Genomic DNA, 18,511 nt, shown 5'->3' with positions numbered 1-18,511 from the left:
ATGAAGATCAACACCCAAGCCAAGCCCTATGACGATATCAACATCACACCGATGTTGGACCTCGCCTTCGTGCTGCTGGTCATCTTCATCATCATGACCACAGCGAGCGTCCAGGGTATCAAGGTCAACCTGCCCAAGGCCTCGTCGGCGCAGTCGCTGCAATCGAACACCAAGGCGATCACCATCGATGATGCCGGCCAGGTCTATTACGAGGCCTTCCCGGTCTCGATGAGCGAGCTGGAAGACCGGCTGCGCAACCAGCAGGCGCAGACCCCCGATTTTCCGGTCGTGGTCAAGGGCGACGGTCAGGTTCAATACGCCAAGGTGGTCGCGGTACTCGACCTCCTGCGCCGCCTCGACATCACCAAGTTCGGTCTCGTGACCGGCAAGGCGGGGAAGTAGCGCGATGGCCGCCGCCAGCCTTCCGCCCACCTATAGCGCGCGGCGGCCTTTGGGTCCCCGCTTGCTGGGCACCGCCGCCGTCGTCGCGCTCATCGCCGGCATCTGGTGGGCCTCGACCCAGCAGGCGACGGTGACGCGCAAGGCGGCCGAGGACAGCGTGCTGATCCCGGTCGTGTCCCCGCCACCGCCACCACCACCGCCCAATCAGCCCAAGCCGATCGAGAAGCCCGAAGAGGTGCCGCCACCGCCCAACAACCAGCCGCAGCCAACGCCGCAGCAACCGAGCCCGCAGCCCCAGACACCCAGTCCAGGCCAGGCGGTATCGATCGACGGACCTGCCCAGGCCGGTGGCGACGCGTTCAACATCGGTTCGGGACCCGGCGGCGGCATGACCGGCGGCGGACGCATCGGCACCGGCATCGGCGGGTTCAATCGCGCCGCTTACGCAAACTATCTCGAAGGCGAAATCCGCCGCGCGGTGTCGGGTGAACCATCGCTGCGCATCGCGGTGCTCAAGACCAAGGCCAGGCTGTGGATCGACAAGAGCGGGCGCATCACCCGTGTCGAGGTCGGCGATACCGATCAGGCCGATGCGATCCGCGATGCGCTGACCGGCCGCACCGTCCGCGCACCCGATCCAAGCCTCGCCATGCCCGTCCAACTCAGCCTCGAGTTCCGGAGGAACGGATGACCGGTCCTGCCCGTCGCGGCCCGGTGCCGCTCCCGTCACCATCACATCACGGCGCCCGCGCCAAAGGGGAATTTCGTTCCATGTCTTCGCTTCCTTTCCATCGCATCAAGCGGTTCGTCTCGAGCAACCCGATCGTTTCCAGGGCGCTGGTTGCCGCCCTGCTCGGTGCAACTGCGCTGACCGCGACGCCCGCGCTTGCCCAGGACGCCGCGGCGCCGTCGGACAATCCGACCATCAACCTCGTCAATGCGCTGGTGAAGAAGGGCATTCTCGGCCGCGCCGAAGCCGATACGATGATCGCCCAGGCGCAAACCCAGGCCGATCAGGTGAAGGCCGCCATGCAGGCCGCGCAAACCGCCCAGACCAGCGCCCAAACCGCTGTCGCGGCGGCCTCGCCCGCCTCCGCGCAACCGGGGACCAGTGTGCGCTACGTGCCGCAGTTCGTCCGCGATCAGATCAGGGAAGAGGTCAGGAACGAAGTCCTCGCCGATGCCAAAACCCAGGGCCTGGTCGCCCCCGACGCGATGCCCGACTGGGTCCGCGGCATCAAGATATCAGGTGACTTCCGCTTCCGTGACGAGGCGCATCTCTTCGACAAGGGCAACGCCACCGATTTCCTCAATATCGGCACGATCAACTCCGGCAAGCCGGCCGATTTCAACGATCCGGCCAACCAGCCCCCAATTCGCAATACGACCGCGAACCGCAACTATCTGCGCATCCGCGCGCGGCTGGGCATCGAGGCGACCATCGCGCCGCAAATCACCTTCTACGGGCGGCTGGCGACCGGCATGCAGAACAACCCGGATTCGACCAACCAGAACCTCGGCGGCTATTTTACCGACAAGGGTATCTGGCTCGACCGCGCCTATGTCGACATCCATCCCTTCAAGGGCGAGGACGCCCATCTGTTTCTCGGCCGCATGGCCAACCCGTTCCACCTGACCGAACTGGTCTGGGACAAGGACGTCAACCTCGATGGGGCGGCCTTGAGCTACAGCCGTCGGTTTGGGGGGGGCTTGAGCGGCTTCATCGCCGGCGGCGCCTTCCCGCTCGATTACGCCCCCGACGACGATCCCCAGACCAGCGTCGCCAAAACCGGCAACGGTACCGCCACCAAATGGCTGTTCGCCGGACAGGCGGGGCTCTCCTGGCAGGCGACGAGCAAGCTCACGGCCGAGCTTGACGGTGCCTATTATGTCTACAGCAATGTTGCCGGGCGGCTGTCGCCGGCCTGTTACAACACCTCAGCCTACTGCCTTACCGACAGTTCGAGACCCGGCTACCAGCAGGCGGGCAATACCCTGTTCGCAATCCGCGACCTGACCACGACCGATCCGACCAACCAGGCGATCCCGCAATATTTCGGACTGGCGTCGAGGTTCCGCGTGCTTGATGCCTCGGGCGCGCTGACCTATGATTTGAGCGACGATCTCAGGCTCGACCTTACCGGCCACTATTCGAGGAACCTCGCCTATAATGCGAGCGAGATCCTCGCGCGTGGCTACAATGCGACGCAAAAAGCCTCGCAGATCATCAACAATGTCGAAAGCTGCCCGGCGGGCGGTATCGCGGTCGGTTGCTTCAAGTCGGGCGGCGACGCCTGGATGGTCCGTGCGACATTGGGTTCGTCCAGAATCGTGAAGTTCGGCGACTGGCAGATCACCGGCTCCTATCGCTACATCCAGCCAGACGCGCTGCTCGACGCGTTCACCGACCAGGATTTCCATCAGGGCGGCACAAACGCCCGCGGCTGGACGATCGGCGGTGAATATGGAGTGTTCCGCAACACGTCGTTTGGCCTGCGCTGGATGAGTGGCCAGGAAGTGTTCGGGCCGCCCCTCAAGATCGACCTGGTGCAGGCCGATCTCAACGTGCACTTCTGATCGGCGGGGCGGTGCGGACCATGTCCAGTTCACTCCCTTCTCTGTGGCATGTTACCGTGCGCTGTCCGCTGATTAGCGGGGCGGAATGGTCGCGGTCCCTTGCGATCGTCCCGCTCCGCCACGCCTTGCCGTTTGCGCTCATGTTCGGTGCCACGTCGGTTGCCGCGCAGGATTTACCAGCGGTGGCGCCCGGAACCGATATCGTCGTCACCGGCAGCCGGCCACAGTCGAACTGCCCCGTACCTGACGAGAAGGCGCGGGTCGTGTCCCCGCCGAAGCCTGGCGGTGGGCCGGATCTGTCCTGCCTCAACCGGGAATTGCAGACCGCCGCCAAAAGCGGCCAGGTCGCGCCGTCCGCGGCCGGTGACACCACCTCCCGGGCCAACGTGCCGAGCAAGGTCGGCACGTTCAGTTTCAGCGCCACCGCGCAGCGCGTGGGGCGCAATTTCGGGAAATCGGCGACGCCCTATCGGCCGCCGGCACCGGTCTTCACCAGTCCAGTCATGCCGGGTCCCCGACCGCGATGAGCCGGTTCGACCCGCACGCCAACAGAATTCAACGGGGGTTTTCGTTCGCCATGTCCCAGGTTCCGTCGATCAGCGCCAAGCGCGCCCTCCTTTCGGGCGCCAGCCTCCTGACCCTTCTCGTGGCGCATCCGGCGCTCGGCCAGACGCTCTCGGGCGTGCGCGCAACGCTCGGTACCGGCTCCATCCCGGTGACGCCTGGAGCGAGTGGCGGAGCGGGTTCGAGCGGGAACGGGCCGCGTGTCGTCATCCCCGGCGTCGATCCTGCCCAAGCCGCCGCTCAGGCACAGAAATCGGTTACCGACTTCAACGCCGCGCTCACCGTGCTGCGCGGCCAGCTCGCCGCCCAGGCTCAGGCGCGCGCGGTGACCTCCACGAGCAATGTCCCGAACGGTCTCACCGCTGGCGGCCTTGCGCCCGTTGCCGCCCTCTCCGGCGATCCCGCGCTGTGGCAGAACGCCAACGCTGCGACCGAAACGAAAAACGCCGATGGCACCACCACCGTCACCATCGGTCAGACCGCGAGCAAGGCGATCCTGACCTGGGACAGCTTCAATGTCGGGAAGGATACCATTGTCCATTTCGACCAGACCGGGGGGACCCAGACCAACGGCGCCAACAACTGGGTCGCCCTCAACCGCATCGTCGACCCCTCAGGCAAACCCTCCCAGATCCTCGGCCAGATCAAGGCCGAAGGCTCGGTCTATCTCATCAATCGCAACGGTATCCTCTTCGGCGGCACCTCGCAGGTGAACACCCACTCGCTGGTGGTCTCCTCGCTATCGTTCCTCGGGGAGAATATCTCCGGCCTCACCCCCGGAACCGCCGCCTATGATCAGGCTATCGCCAGTTCCAACATAACCTTCCTCAACACAGGTATCGCCGCGCCTGAGTCCACGGGCGGAACAGGTTTTAATAATCTTGTGCTGGGTGTTGGCGGTCAGATCACAGGGGCGGCGGCAACCGCTTACGAAGCCCCCGGCGACGTGGTCATCCAATCGGGTGCCCAGATCAGCACGCATGCCAACGGTTCGCAGGGCAATGGCGGCTATGTGCTTATCGCCGGGACGAACGTCGACAACGCTGGCCAGATCAGCACGCCCGGCGGTCAGGCGATCCTGGCGGCCGGCGCCGGTGTCGGCTTCTGGCGCAATGTCGCCAGCGGCTCATCGATTCTGCTGCCCAAGATCACCGGACAGGTGATCAATCCCGATAACAGCGACGGGACGCCGATCTCCACGCTGACCAATACCGGCATCATCCAGGCCGCGCGTGGCACGATCAATCTGCTCGGCACCAATGTCGACCAGAACGGCGTGGTCGAGGTCACTACGGGGGTGAGCTATCCGGGCAGCATCGTCATCTCCGCGGTGGACGAATCGCTGGTGGGACCCAGCACCGGATCACCCAACCGGATCGGCCTGGTTACCTTCGGAGCCGGTTCGCTGACCGCCAGCCTGCCGGAGGAGGATGGCGAGACCGCGACTTCCTCGCCGGCCGCGACTTTCACGCCAGGCAGCATCGGCATCACGGGGGGTGCCGTCTGGTTCCACAATGGCTCGTTGCTGGAAGCGCCGGGCGCCGCGGTGACCGTCGCCGCCATGACCACCACCGCCGCTGGCCCGGCCCCCAATTTCGAGAAAGGGCTGAACGCGGTGGAGGGCCGCATCCTGGTCGATACCGGCGCCACTATCGACGTTGCTGGTTTGACCGACGTGCAGCTCTCGGCGAGCGCCGCCTTGGCGACGATCAAGATCATCACCCAGAACGAAATCGCCGACGACCCCGACCAGATAGCGTTGCTCGGCCTGCAGAACATCGTCATCGACACGACGCTTGCCGGCACGACCGCCGACGGCAAATCCTGGGTCGGCAGCCCGATCCTCAACGCCTCGGGCTACGCCCAGCTCATTCCACGCAAGATCGATCAACTCCTGGTCAACGCCGGCTCCATCACGCTTGCCGGCAACGAGGTGCTCACTGCCTCGGGTTCGATGCTCAATCTCGACGGTGGCTATGTCCATTATCTGGCGGGCGCGGTCCAGACGACGCGGCTGGTTGATCTGGCTGGCAATATGACGGCGATCGGCGACGCCGATCCCAACGACATTTATATCGGTATCGCCGGTGTCACCGCCGTCGATCACAACCGCTGGGGCGTGACCGACAGCTATTATAATCCCCTGCTCGCGACCGCCGCCACCTACCGTCCTGCGAGCGTGGCGGGCGGCAATGCCGGCACGCTCACCATCTATGGCGAAAAGGCCGTCGTGCTCGACGGGACCATGTCCGCCCACGCCGTCGCCGGGATCAATCAGGTCGCGGCGGGAAGTGCACCGTCCGGTACGGTGCCGGGCGGCAGTTATCTCCCCACCGGCGGCACGTTCGATTTCGGCGACGGTTCGGCGCTGCTCAGTTCCGGCATCGGCCAATTCTATGGCGGCAGCGCCGCCACGATCGGCACGACGACCTCGATCATCATCCAGAACAGCGCGCCGACGTTCTCTCAATATGCGTCGAACTTCGACATCTCGACGACGTTCAACGCCACCGCGCTAGGGACGCTTGCCTCCAGCGATCCGAATAATGTCTTTCTGTGGGAGACCATCCCCGCCGACATGCTGAACGCCGGCGGCTTCGCCAATGTCAAAATCAATCCCTTGGCGCCGGTCGGGCGCGGGCGGGACCTGGTGGTGGCGCAGGGCGCGACGCTGAGCGTGCAGCCGGGCGGATCGATCACCTACAAGGCGCCCTATGGCGGCAACATCACCGTGCTGGGCAGCCTGATCGCGCCCGCCGGCACGATCAACCTCGAGACCGACAGCGTCGACACCTCCGTGGTCGGACCAGCGCAGAATTACAATCCAGGCTCGATCACCGTCGGAACGAGCGGGGTGCTCAGCACCGCCGGCCTCTGGGTCAATGATAGCGATCTCTTGACCGCGCCCGGCGCCGACGCCTTCGTGAACGGTGGCAGCGTCAGCCTGTCGGCGGGCCTCGGCGCCACCATAGACCTCGAGCGGGGCAGCCTGATCGACGTCTCCAGTGGCGGCGTGTTGCTGGCGGGCGGCCTTCTGACGAAGAACGGCGTGCCGGAAGGCCTGGGCGGCAGCGTCACCCTCAGCACCTGGAATTTCCATCCGACCGACGCCTTCGGCTCGGTCAACCCGCCGTCGCAGCCGACCACGGGCACGCTGGTGATGGACGGGACGATCCGCAGCGCCGGCTTCTCCGGCGGCGGCACGCTCACCTTGCAGGCGCTGGGCTTCCAGATCGGCGGCGATGTTTCCAGCGCGCCTGCCTGGGATGTCGTGCTGTCGTCCGACTTCTTCGCCACGCAAGGCTTTGGCGCCTATCAGATCAACGCGCTTTACGACGCGAAAGTCGCCGATGGCGCCCAGGTGCGCCTCACTCAGCAGACCCTGATCCCCGACCTGACCGCGCTCGCAAGCGCGCCCACAGGCGTCAGCCTCGCGACCGGGGGCCTCACCAGCCTGGGCGCACTCGATCCCTACCATCGCCAGGCCACCAGCCTGACCTTGACCGCTGGCGGCGATGTCGCGTGGCTGAACTTCGGCGGCCTGCTCCCGCACTATGCCGGCGTCACCGGCAAGGTGACGCTGGGCGCGGGCGCGCTCATCGATGCCGATGCGGGGGCGTCCGTCACTTTGGGCGGGTCCGACGGCGTCACCGTCCTCGGCGCGATCCGCGCACCTGGCGGCGCCATCACCCTGACCGGCGACACCTATAGCAACTACGCCAAGGCCGCCGGGCTGAGCGGCCCTGATTTCACCGCCCAAGACAAGGCGGTGTGGCTCGGCTCCAACGCGCTCCTCGACGTCTCCGGCGTCGCGATAACCGACCCTTATGCCAGCCCGGTCAATATTGACGGTGCCCTGACCGTGCCGACCGTCGGCAAGGTGCTCGCCGGGGGTGTGGTGACACTGTCCGATGCGACCGGCTCGGTCGTCGCCGAAGCTGGATCGGTCATCAACATCTCGGGGACGTCGGCGACATTCGACGCACCGTCCATCGGCGCGGGCGGAGTCACCCGCTATACGCCCCAAGCGGTCTGGAGCAACGCCGGCGCCATCACGCTGGGCGCCGGCGGCGGCCTCTACTTCGACGGTACGCTGAAGGGTGCTGCCGGGGCGTCGCAAGCCGAAGGCGGTACACTCACCCTTTTGCCCGAGACCGTCGCCAATAATGCCGCCTCGACCTTCAAGGGACAGACGGGCGGCGCGGTCGGCGCGACCGGTCTGATCCTCCAGCAGAGCGGCAGCCTGGTCCCGGCCGGTCTCGCGCCGGGCGATGCGATCAATCCCGCCCAACCGGGCGCGATCCTCTTCTCCGCCGACCGGCTTGACGGTTCGGGGATATCGACCCTTGTGCTGGGCGGAACCTCGGCCAACCCGGGCGTCAATCCGACGGTCGCCTTCGCTGGCGACGTCAGCCTCGATCTGGGCCGGGCGGTCATCATCAATGCGCCCGAGATTCTCGCGCTGCCCGCCGGCACGCCCGCGATCCCGACGCTTGCCGCCGGGACCACCAGCACCGGCGGGGCGGTCGTTTCCATCACCGCCCCCTATGTCGCGCTCGCCGGCCCGAACTGGTATCAGGGCGTGTCCAAGCTCAGCACCGCGGCGATGGTCGGCGATGCCACCCTATCGGTCAACGCGGGCTTCCTCGACATCTCCAACCAGGTGGCGCTCGGCAATTTCGGCCAGTCCAACCTGACCAGCAGCGGCGACACCCGCCTGTCGACCACCAATGTCCCTGCTACCGGCGCGACACTCATGCCCGGCGTGCTGCTGACCTCCGGCAATCTGACACTCAGCGCCGCCGATCTCTATCCGGCAAGCGGCGAAAGCTTCGCGCTCGTCGCCGCAGGGCCCAACCCGACGACCATCATCTTCGCGTCGAACGGCGCCTCCTCCACGCCGCTGTCGGCGGGGGGGGCGCTGCTGGTCGATGCGACCACCATCGTCCAGGGCGGCACGATCCGCGCGCCCTTCGGCAGCATCACATTGGGCGTCGGCGATCCGACCAGCACCGCCACCCAGGCCGCGTTCGGCAATGTACCGCTGGTCGCGACCAACGGCGTGACGCTGACCGCAGGCAGTGTGACCTCGGTGTCGGCGGGTAATGCGACGCTTCCTTATGGTGTGACCACCGATGGGACCAACTGGACCTATCCCGCCATACTCAACGGCACGGCCCCGACGCTCGCTGCGCCGCCGTCGAAGATCGTGACGTTGAACGGTCAGGCGGTCAGCCTCGACAAGGGCGCCACCGTTGATCTGTCGGGTGGTGGCACACTGCAGGCGGAGGAATGGATCCCCGGCACCGGCGGTACCCGCGACCTGCTCTCGCAATACAGCATCAGCTATGCGACCAGCACGACCGGCACCACCACACCGCTCTATCCCGACGCCCGCAACGTCTATGCGGTCGTGCCCGGCTATTCCGCCCCGGTCGCGGCTTATGACCCGGTGTTTGCCCAGCAGCCTGACCCGGCGAGCCAAGGTTACAGCACCAGCCTCGGCGTCGGACAGGCGGGGTCGGGCGATCTCGCCGGCAAGGCGGTCTATCTCTCCGGCGTGCCAGGCCTGCCGGCCGGCGTCTACACGCTGCTCCCCGCCAAATATGCGACGCTCCCCGGCGCGTTCCGCGTCGTCGAGAACAGCGCCACGGCCGCTGCGGGCCAGAGCACAAAGCTGGCGGACGGGACCAATGTCGTCGCGGGCTATTTTGCGGATGCGCTCACCGGCGCGCGGTCGGCGACGCCGGCGTTGTTCGACGTCCAATCCGCCGCCGTCTGGGGCAAGTCCTCGCAATATACCCTGACCACCGCCGACAGCTATTTCGCGAGCCACGCCGTCGCGGCGGGAATCGCGACGCCGGCGCTGCCGCGCGATGCGGGCCAACTCGTGCTCGCTGCCACCGGCGCGCTCAGCCTCGGCGCCGCGCTCGACACCACGCCGGGCAAGAACGGCGCGGCGGCGCAGGTCGATATCGCCTCGCGGGATATCCAGATCATCGGCTCGGGCGAGCAGGCGCTCGCCGGCTATCTGCAGATATCGGCCGCGGACCTGGACGCGCTTGGCGCCGGCAGCCTGCTGATCGGCGGCGTGCGCAGCCAGACCAGCGCCGGGACGGCGATCGACGTCGTCTCCAACAGCATCGTGGTCTCCACCGACGCCGCCGATCCGCTGACCGGCCCCGAGGTCCTTCTCGTCGCCAAGAGCGATCCGACCGGGGCCGATCCCAACGCCGCCAACGGTCTGTGGGTCCAGTCGGGCAGCGTCATCGCCGCCAAGGGCAGCCTGCCCGCCAGCGGTGAGCAGACCTTGATCCTCGGCGACGCCACCCACAGCGGCGATGGCGCGCTGCTGCGCGTATCCAACGGAACCCAGGTCGGCGTCACCCGGACCAATGCCGGTCCCAATCCCCAAGGGCTGCTCACCGTGTCCTCGGGCGTCTCGATCGACGGCGGCGCGGCCCTGACGCTCGATTCCTCGGGTAATCTGAGCTTCGACCCGGCTGCGAGCTTCGCGGGCGCGAACATCGCGGTCGACGCGCCCGCCATCACTTTCACGAGCAGTGCCAATCCCGCCGGTCTGTCGGGCTTCGTGGTCGGACCCAATGGGCTTGCCCAGTTCGCCAGCGCCAAACAGGTCGACCTGCGCAGTTTCGGCGACATTGTCTTCGACGGCGATGTGAGCCTCGGCTTCGGTCAGGCGGTCGATCTCTCCGCCGGCCACTTTGTCGGTGACGGCCATGTCATCCTTTCGGGCACGCAGATCGCCTTCACCAACGATCTCGGCGCGCCGACGACAGGCGCGCCCGTCGCTTCGAACCCCGGCAGCCTCACTGTCAATGCGAGCGAGATCGATCTCGGTGCCGGCGCCAAGGCGCTGGCCGGCTTTGGTGCGGTAGCGATAACGGCGACCGGCGGCATTGTTGGACAGGGAAAGGGTTCCTTCGACATGGGCGGGGCGAACACGACCCTGACCGCGCCGGTCTTCCTCGCCGATACCGGTTCAGCGGCCTCGCTCTCCACCACCGGAAGCTTGACGCTCGCGAAGGGTATCGGCACGGCGCTGAGCCTGACGCCCATCGGCGGCGCGCTCAGCCTCACCGGCGGCTCGATCGCGGTCAACGGCGCGGACCTTTCCGCGCCGGCTGGCAATCTCAGCCTGGCGGCGACAACTGGCGATCTCACCATAGGATCGGGATCGATCTTGAGTTCAGCGGGCGTCGCCAAGACCTTCTATGACACCGTGCAATACGCGCCCGGCGGCTATATTCATCTGACCGCCGACACCGGCGTTCTCGACGTCCAATCCGGCGCGACGCTCGACTTCTCCGGGGCGTCTGGCGGCGGTGCGGCGGGCAGCCTGTCGCTGTCGGGGCCGGCCCAGGCCGTCCAGCTCGCCGGTACGATCAAGGGCAACGCCGCGACCGGCTATACGGGTGGGTCGCTCAGCTTCGACACCGGCGGCGCGGTCGATCTCGACAATCTTGCCACGCTGCTGGCGTCGAGCGGCGTCAACAACACCATCACCGTCCACAGCCGCGCCGGCAACCTGACGTTGTCGACCGGTAGCACGATCAAGGCGACGAGCGTCGCGCTCACCGCCGATGGCGGCGCGGGCGGGCAGGACCCGACCGGCGGCAATATCCTCATCGCCGGTGCCATCAACGCCTCGGGCGTCAAGGGCGGGACCATCGCCCTCTACGGCAAGAGCGGGGTCGATCTTGAAGGCTCGCTACTCGCCACCGGCTCCAGCGCCACGACGCGTGGCGGCACGGTCGAGATCGGTACGGTGGGCAATGCCGACATCGCCAGCGGCGTCGTTCAACTCGATCCCACTTATGGTTATGAGCTGGTCTCGGCGGCGAACTCCGGCGCGATCCGGCTCGGCGACCATGCGCTGATCGACGTGTCGGGCGGCACGGCCGGCGGACTCTCCGGCGGCACGGTCAACTTCCGGACGCCGCTGCTTGCGAACGGCGACGTCAATGTCACCGTCTCGCCGACCGCCACGGTCAAGGGCTCGCGCGCCACCACGCTGGAAGCCTTTGCGACATGGTCGACCGATGATCCAATTACTTACGGGGCGGGCAAGCATTTCGATGGGCTGGTCGATCCCGCCGGCTGGTACAACGCCGATGGTACGATGGTCGCCGGGACCTGGACAGATCAGAGCGGCAATACGCTGTCCAATCCGAGCGCGGATCAGCTCGCAAACTATCTAACCAAAGACTACTTCACGCCAACTGCCGCGAACGCCGATCATCAGACCTTTTACGGTTATGTGAACGGCGATCAAACCCAGGGCGCGGGCACGCTGATGGGCTTCGTCGAGAACCTGCCGATCGACGCCGCGGTCAAGGCACGCTTCGCTAACATCCAGAACTTCGCCGTCACGCCGGGGATCGAACTCGACAACCCCGATCCCGCCGTCAACGGCGGCAACATCACTGTGCTGACCAACTGGAACCTCGGCGCGGGCACGTCGCCGACCCAGCTCGCCTATCGCTTCAATGGCCAGGCGCCGACGATCACCTTCAAGGCCGAGAATGACTTCCAGGCCAAGGCGAGCCTGTCGGATGGGTTTTTCCAGATCGCCAATCCCCTGGGCGCCCCGTCGCAGATCATAACCGCGCCGCCACTGACCGACTTCGGATCGGTCTATACCGGTTGGACGAATCCATCGGGCACCTATCAGAGCTACGGATATGGGCTCAGCTATTATGGTCCGAACGGGATCGGCTTTGCCAAAAACCTCGTACCGCCCCCGGTCCAGTTGACCGGCGGTGATCCGCAACAGGTGCAGCAATATTACGCGCTCTATCAAGCGTATGAAAATACCCTGCTGGCTCCGATTCCGGTGACGTCGGTGACTCCGGCCCCCTCTTACGGGCCAGCGACGAACATAAACCAGGCCTACAAGAGCAGGCAGAACGCCAACGCATATTATTGGGGCGTCAATCCTGGCGCCCAGGCCGTGCCGACGCCGCCAACAGCCGCGCAACAGGCGGCGGATCCAAAGACCTATCTGGTCTATCTCGCCACCTACAATTCCTATGTAGACAGCGCAATTGCAGCGGCGGTGAAGGCTGGCCAGCACGGCCTTCTGCCCTATATCGTGCCGCTGTCACCACCGGAGGCTCAGCCCGACCCGGTGATTCCCGCCGGAACGCAGATAGTGATCTCCTCGCCGGCTCCGATGGACAACAGCCCTTCGCCCGCGGCGACGGCCGCCAACCCCGCACCGCTGCTGTCCGCCGGCCTGTCGGGCGGTGCCAGCGCGTCGTACCGCTTCGCGGCGGGCGCGGTTTTCGGCGCTGCCGACCCCATGGCGGTGCAACTCGTCGCGGCTGGTGTGGGCGGTGGCAACGTGACCCTGGAAGGACATACGACTTTCCCATCCGTGTCCGCTGGGCAGACGATCAATGTGCCTACCATGATCCGGACCGGCACCGGCTCTATCGTGATCGCCTCCGCTCAGGATGTCAGCCTGCTCGACCAGACTGCGCCGGGCGTGATCTATACGGCGGGCGCACCAGCGGAGGGAGCGCCGGTGGGAACATCAACCAGCATCGTCACCAGCCATGGCTTAGGCGTTTCCGATGTGCTGGCGACCAACGCCGCCAATCCGAATGCCGCGGGCGACATCAGCATCGACGCCGGCAACGACATCCTCGGAGTCGAGAATGTGCAGCCCACCAGTGCACAAGGCCTCGCAACCAGCCAGTTCTGGTTTCAGTGGATGCAGACCGGCAATCTCCGCTCTAACGGCCAGGTCACTCAGTCCTCGATCAATTTCGGGGCCTTCGACCAGGGGATCATGAGCGTTGGCGGCAATATCGCCATCTCTGCAGGCGGCAATATCCAGAACCTTTCCGTATCCCTGCCGACGAGTTGGTATCTGTCGAACAATGGCGCGACGGTGAACACGGTTGGCGGCGGCGACCTGTCCGTGATCGCTGGCGGCGACATCCTGGCCGGCAGCTATTTCGTGGCGAAAGGAATGGGAACGATCACCGCCGGCGGCCAGATCGCCTCGGGCGGCCTGACCACCCCGGCACAGTTCCTGGGCCAGGCCGCGCCCGAAGTCTCGACGATCCTTGCCTTGCAGGATGGCGTGCTGACCGTCACCGCGCGTCAGGGCGCGGACATCGGCGCGGTCGTCAACCCGTCCTATCTCCAGGGTTCATCTCTGCTCTACGGTTACGGGACGCAAAACATACCGTGGCTCGCCGACGCCCAGAGCTATTCGGGCGCATCGACCGTCAATATCGCGGCTACGACCGGCGACGTCACGTTGAACAGCTTGGCCAGCCGCGCTTTGCTCGGCGCCAACTCCCCGGGGACCGCAAACAGCGATGATAGCAATATCCTGCCAGCGACAGTCGCGCTGACCGCCTTTAACGGCAGCATCGCGGTCGAACGGGCGGGCGAACTCTATCCGTCCGCCACCGGTCAGCTCAGCCTGATCGCCAACCAGTCGATCAACCTGTCAAGCGGCGGCACGAACCCGGCCGATCTGCAACTCGGATTGATCGACGCGGCGCCGTCGGCTTTGCCGTCACCGCTTAGCCCGATGCCGATCAACCTGGGTCAGGCGCAGGGTGTGTTCGATTTCAACCTCACCTCCGCAGCGTTGATCGACCATTCCGCGACGCCACTGCACGCCGCCGACGCCCAGCCGGTGCGTCTCTACGCCCTGAACGGCAGCATCGTGGATGGCATCAACGAGACAAGCGGCCAGTCCGCCGGTTTCTACGACCGCTTCCTAACCGTCGCCGTCGACAAGCCGGCGCTGATCTATGCCGGCCAGGACATCATCAACCTCGATTTCCTCGGGCAGAACCTGCGCCAGGACGACATCACCCGCATCGTCGCCGGCAGGGACATTGCTTCGATCAGGCCGCTGATCAGCATCGCCGGCACGCCGAGAATGAACACGCTCGACATCGGCGGCCCCGGCGCGTTCGACGTGGAGGCCGGACGCGACATCAGACTGGTCAACACGCTGGGCCTGACACCAACGTCGGTGGCGAACGCTAACAAGGCCGGCCTTGGCGGCGCCCTTTCCACCGCGACCGGCATCGTCGCGGTCGGCAACGCCAACAATCCGTACCTTCCGCAGGAGGGCGCGGACGTCGATGTGATTTTCGGGGTCGCCAAGGGCGTGGACAATGCGGGCTTCATCGCAGCCTATGTTGATCCGGCAGTGACCACCCCTGCGGTGCAGAATGCGCTGGTAGCCTTTATGGAAGCCTGGGGTGAGGGAGCCGGCATCGACACCGGGCTGGTCAAGGACAAACCTTCGATCACGCTCACGACGGGTCAGGCATGGGCTCAGTTCCAGGCGCTGCCCGCCGCGGCCCAGCAGCGCTTCAATCGCCAGATTCTGGCCTCGGTGCTGCGCGAAGTTGGCGCTGATTACAACGATCCATCGAGCCCCTATTTCCACCAATATGCCCGGGGCTATCAGGCGATCAACACGTTGTTCCCCGCGTCGCTGGGCTATACCGCCAATAGCCTCAACGGCGGTGCGCAAGGGGCTCTTACTCCGGTCTCGACCGGCAATCTCGATATCCGCAGCAGCACGATCCAGACTCAGCAGGGCGGCAACGTCAACATCATGGGACCCGGCGGCGGCGCCCTGGTGGGGGGCAATGCCGCGCCGCCGCCAACCGGGAAAGCCACGTCCACCCAAGGCGTCCTGACCCTGGAACAGGGAGCGATCGACATCTTCACCGACACCAGCCTGTTGCTCGCCCAAAGCCGCATCTTCACCGAGCAGGGCGGGGCGATCACCATCTGGTCGTCGAACGGCGACGTCAACGCGGGCAAGGGCGCCAAGACCACGACGGACGTGCCGCCGCCGATCTATGTTTGCAGCACCGACTTCTACTGCACGCTGGACGCACGCGGGCAGGTCAGCGGTGCCGGCATCGCCACGCTTCAGACCCTTCCCGGCGCGGCCTCGGCGAGTGTCGAACTGATCGCGCCGCGCGGCACGGTGGACTTCGGGGCGGCGGGCGTGCGCTCCTCCGGCAATCTGATCGTGGCGGCGCAATATGTCGTCAACGCTGCCAACGCCCAGGTCCAGGGACAGACCATCGGCGTGCCGACCAATGCGGTGAATGTGTCCGCCAATCTCGCAGCCTCCAACTCCGCCGCGGCTGCGGCAACGCAGGCAGCCGAAGCGATGCAACAGGCCCGTCGCAATGATCAGCCATCCATCTTTATCGTGACGATCGACGGCTTCGGTCCCGACAGTGACAATTGAGTCGTAATTCCCAGGAGTTCTATCCGTGACCGACCATGATGCTTCCGGGCCTTTGCCGCTCTTCTACGGGTCTCCCCGAATTTTGACGGCCCAAGCGCACCGCGACCTACATTTGAAGGGTGAACGTGACTTCACCTTCTCTGGGGTGACCAACGCGGTGCCGCTGATGACGGCGGAGTTCATCGAGGCGCAGGGGACTTGTCCGATTGTTTTCGTCGGCAATCCCGTTCACCCGGCGGCGGTGCTGGGCCTGGGCAAGGACAATGCGTTCGTGACCGAGGGTGTTTGGGCCGAAGGGCGCTATATTCCTGCCTATGTTCGCCGCTATCCGTTCGTGTTCATCGAGACTGTGGGCGGTGCGCAGCTTGCGCTCGGCGTCGATATGGCCTCCGACCGGATCGTATCGTCTCCGGAGGGAGGCGACGGACTTGTCGCGCTGTTTACGGGGGATGAACCCAGCCAATTCACCCGCGACGCGCTCGCCTTCTCCGCCGCACTCCAGGCGAGCCAGATCGAGACGCGCGCCTTCTGCGCCGCGCTGGTGACGGCCGACCTGCTGGTCGATCAGCAGGCGCATGGGACATTGTCGGACGGCACGCCCTTCAACGTCCAGGGCTTCCGCGTCGTCGATGCGGCGAAGTTCGCCGCGTTGCCGGACGATGTGGTCTCCGACTGGCATCGCAAAGGCTGGCTGGCGCTGGTTCATTACCATCTCGCTTCGCTGGCGCGTTTTCGCGACCTGCTGGCGCTGGCGGGTGCGGCAAGTCAGCCACTGGAAGCGCTGGCCGCGCACGATGCGGTTGCCGCCGGCGCTGCGCCGACCACTGCGCCGATGAAGACCGGAACGTGACGTCGGCGCCGTCCTCCGAGACCGGGTCGTCGGCTGAAATGCCAACGGAGATCGATCGGCCAGCGCTGGTCGATCTTCAGGACCATGGCCAGTTTCTCCACGTGCTGGAGACGCTGGGCTGTTCGCTGGCTCTGTCGCGCCGTCCTTCAGGCGTGGCGCTGCTCGGCGTGACCGACGGCAAGCCGACGCTCGCTGCCTGCCTGCTCCCGCGCACGATGGGACTGGCGGTCGGCGGCAACCGGCTTGCCATCGCTACCACACGCGATGTCACCATCTTCGCCAATGAGCCAACGCTCGCGCCGCTCTATCCTGACAGGCCCGATCATTACGACGCGATTTTCGTGCCGCGGGTCAGTTTCCACACGGCGTATTGCGACCTGCACGACATGGTGTTCGACAAGAATATCGTGCTCACCGTCAACACGCGGTTCAACTGCATTTCCGTGATCGACGGTTTCTTCAACTTCACGCCGATCTGGCAGCCGCCTTTCCTCGACGGTCTCACCAGCCAGGACTGCTGCCATCTGAACGGCATGGCGTTCGCCGATGGCAAGGTTAGCTATGTCACCATGCTGGGTCGGAGTACCGAGCCCGGTGGCTGGCGCGCCGGCATGGCGGATGGCGGGCTTCTCATGGAGGTCGCGACCGGCCGCGTGGTCTGCGAGGGGCTGTCCATGCCGCACTCGCCGCGCGTCATCGACGGCAAACTCTATGTGCTCGAAGGCGGCAAGGGCCTGTTGCTCGAAGTCGATCCCGCGTCGGGCGCGACGTGCACCGTGGCGACGCTGCCGGGGTTCACGCATGGGCTTGCGGCGTACAAGGGCATCCTGTTCGTCGGTCTGTCGAAACTGCGCCAGAAGCGCGGGCCGCAGGGCCTGCCGATCGAGGATCGAGCCGAGGGTTTGATGGCGGGCGTCGCGGCGGTCGAGCCGCGGTCGGGCCGCATCCTCGGCGTGCTCGAGTTTCAGACCGGCACCGACGAAATCTTCGACCTTCAACTACTGCCCGATGTGCGCCGCGCCGAGATCCTCGCGCCCGAACTCTGGGCCCGGCAACCCTCGTTCATGACCATCAAGGGCGGTTTCTGGGAACGCAAGCTCGGCCCCAGTGGCAACCCCGAGGACGACGATGTGCCGCCCGAGGACGAAGCGTTCTCCACCACTGCCAACTCCGCGCCGTCCGCGGATTGGGCCTCCCATCCCACGCCTGTGAAAGACTGACCGATGAAGATAATCACTGCCGCTGTTTCCGTTGCCACTTTCGTCGCTGCTATTCCTGCCTCGGCGCAGCAGGGCTCTGCACCGGCGGCAGCGCCGTTGGGGGGCACGGCTATTCCGGGCCTGTGTATGCTCTCGCGCGAGGCGATCTTCATCAATGCTGCCGTCGGCAAGGCAGCTACCGCACGGCTCCAGCAGCTTGCCGGTGACGCACAAGCCGAGGTCGCGGCCGAGCGCAAGCCGCTCGACGCCGATCTCCAGGCGTTTCAGGCGGAGGTTGCCAAACTGACTCCCGCGCAGCGCTCCCAGCGCGAACAGATGCTTCAGCCCCGCCTCCGGGCAGTGCAGGCCAAGGCGCAGCTTCGTGGTCGCGAAATCGAGGCTACCCGCGAGAAGGCGATGGCGACGATCGCGGACTATGCCCAGCCGGTGATCGCCCAGGTCTATACGCAGCGCAAATGCGGCCTGCTGGTCGACCGCAATTCGGTGCTCGGCGGCAATCTCGCAAACGACCTTACCGCCGACGTGGTGCGGGGTCTCGATGCGAAGGTCACCACCATCAGCTTCAACCGCGAGACGTTGCCGGTCCAGCCGGCGGCGAAGCCGTAACGCCAGAACGAGGAACCAAAT

The 18,511-nt window shown here is 65.8% G+C and carries 8 protein-coding genes; all 8 read left to right on the top strand.

The window, feature by feature from the left end; genetic code table 11:
- The 8 genes from NDN01_RS18290 (at position 1) to NDN01_RS18255 (ending at position 18,490) form a co-directional block, all read left to right on the top strand.
- Positions 1-402 carry an ExbD/TolR family protein gene (locus NDN01_RS18290; protein WP_272623169.1) on the top strand — a complete coding sequence of 134 codons (402 nt, stop codon included), beginning with the start codon at positions 1-3 and terminating at the stop codon, positions 400-402.
- A gap of 4 nt (positions 403-406) precedes the next feature.
- The gene (locus NDN01_RS18285) at positions 407-1,093 is read left to right on the top strand and encodes a hypothetical protein (RefSeq protein WP_272623168.1); all 687 of its coding nucleotides are present in this window, start codon (positions 407-409) and stop codon (positions 1,091-1,093) included.
- Positions 1,094-1,173: 80 nt separating this feature from the next.
- The gene (locus tag NDN01_RS18280) at positions 1,174-2,979 is read left to right on the top strand and encodes a putative porin (RefSeq protein ID WP_272623167.1); all 1,806 of its coding nucleotides are present in this window, start codon (positions 1,174-1,176) and stop codon (positions 2,977-2,979) included.
- Positions 2,980-3,119: 140 nt separating this feature from the next.
- A complete protein-coding gene (locus NDN01_RS18275; RefSeq protein ID WP_272623166.1) occupies positions 3,120-3,506 on the top strand; it encodes a hypothetical protein in 387 nt (128 codons plus the stop codon).
- A 50-nt stretch (positions 3,507-3,556) separates the two neighbouring features.
- Complete coding sequence (locus tag NDN01_RS18270) at positions 3,557-15,814, top strand: filamentous haemagglutinin family protein (protein WP_272623165.1); 12,258 nt, start codon at positions 3,557-3,559, stop codon at positions 15,812-15,814.
- A gap of 112 nt (positions 15,815-15,926) precedes the next feature.
- A complete protein-coding gene (locus NDN01_RS18265) occupies positions 15,927-16,664 on the top strand; it encodes a SapC family protein (protein ID WP_443025140.1) in 738 nt (245 codons plus the stop codon).
- Between the two features lie 38 nt (positions 16,665-16,702).
- On the top strand, positions 16,703-17,884 hold the full coding sequence (locus NDN01_RS18260) for a TIGR03032 family protein (protein ID WP_272623163.1): 1,182 nt from the start codon (positions 16,703-16,705) through the stop codon (positions 17,882-17,884).
- 3 nt (positions 17,885-17,887) lie between these two features.
- Positions 17,888-18,490, top strand: coding sequence for an OmpH family outer membrane protein (locus NDN01_RS18255; protein WP_272623162.1), 603 nt, complete (start codon positions 17,888-17,890; stop codon positions 18,488-18,490).
- Positions 18,491-18,511 lie beyond the last annotated feature (21 nt).

The sequence above is a fragment of the Sphingomonas sp. QA11 genome, from assembly GCF_028473665.1.
GTDB classification, from domain to species: Bacteria; Pseudomonadota; Alphaproteobacteria; order Sphingomonadales; family Sphingomonadaceae; genus Sphingomonas; species Sphingomonas phytovorans.
Note: the sequence above shows the minus strand (reverse complement) of the source record. Positions and strands in the feature narration are given on the sequence as shown.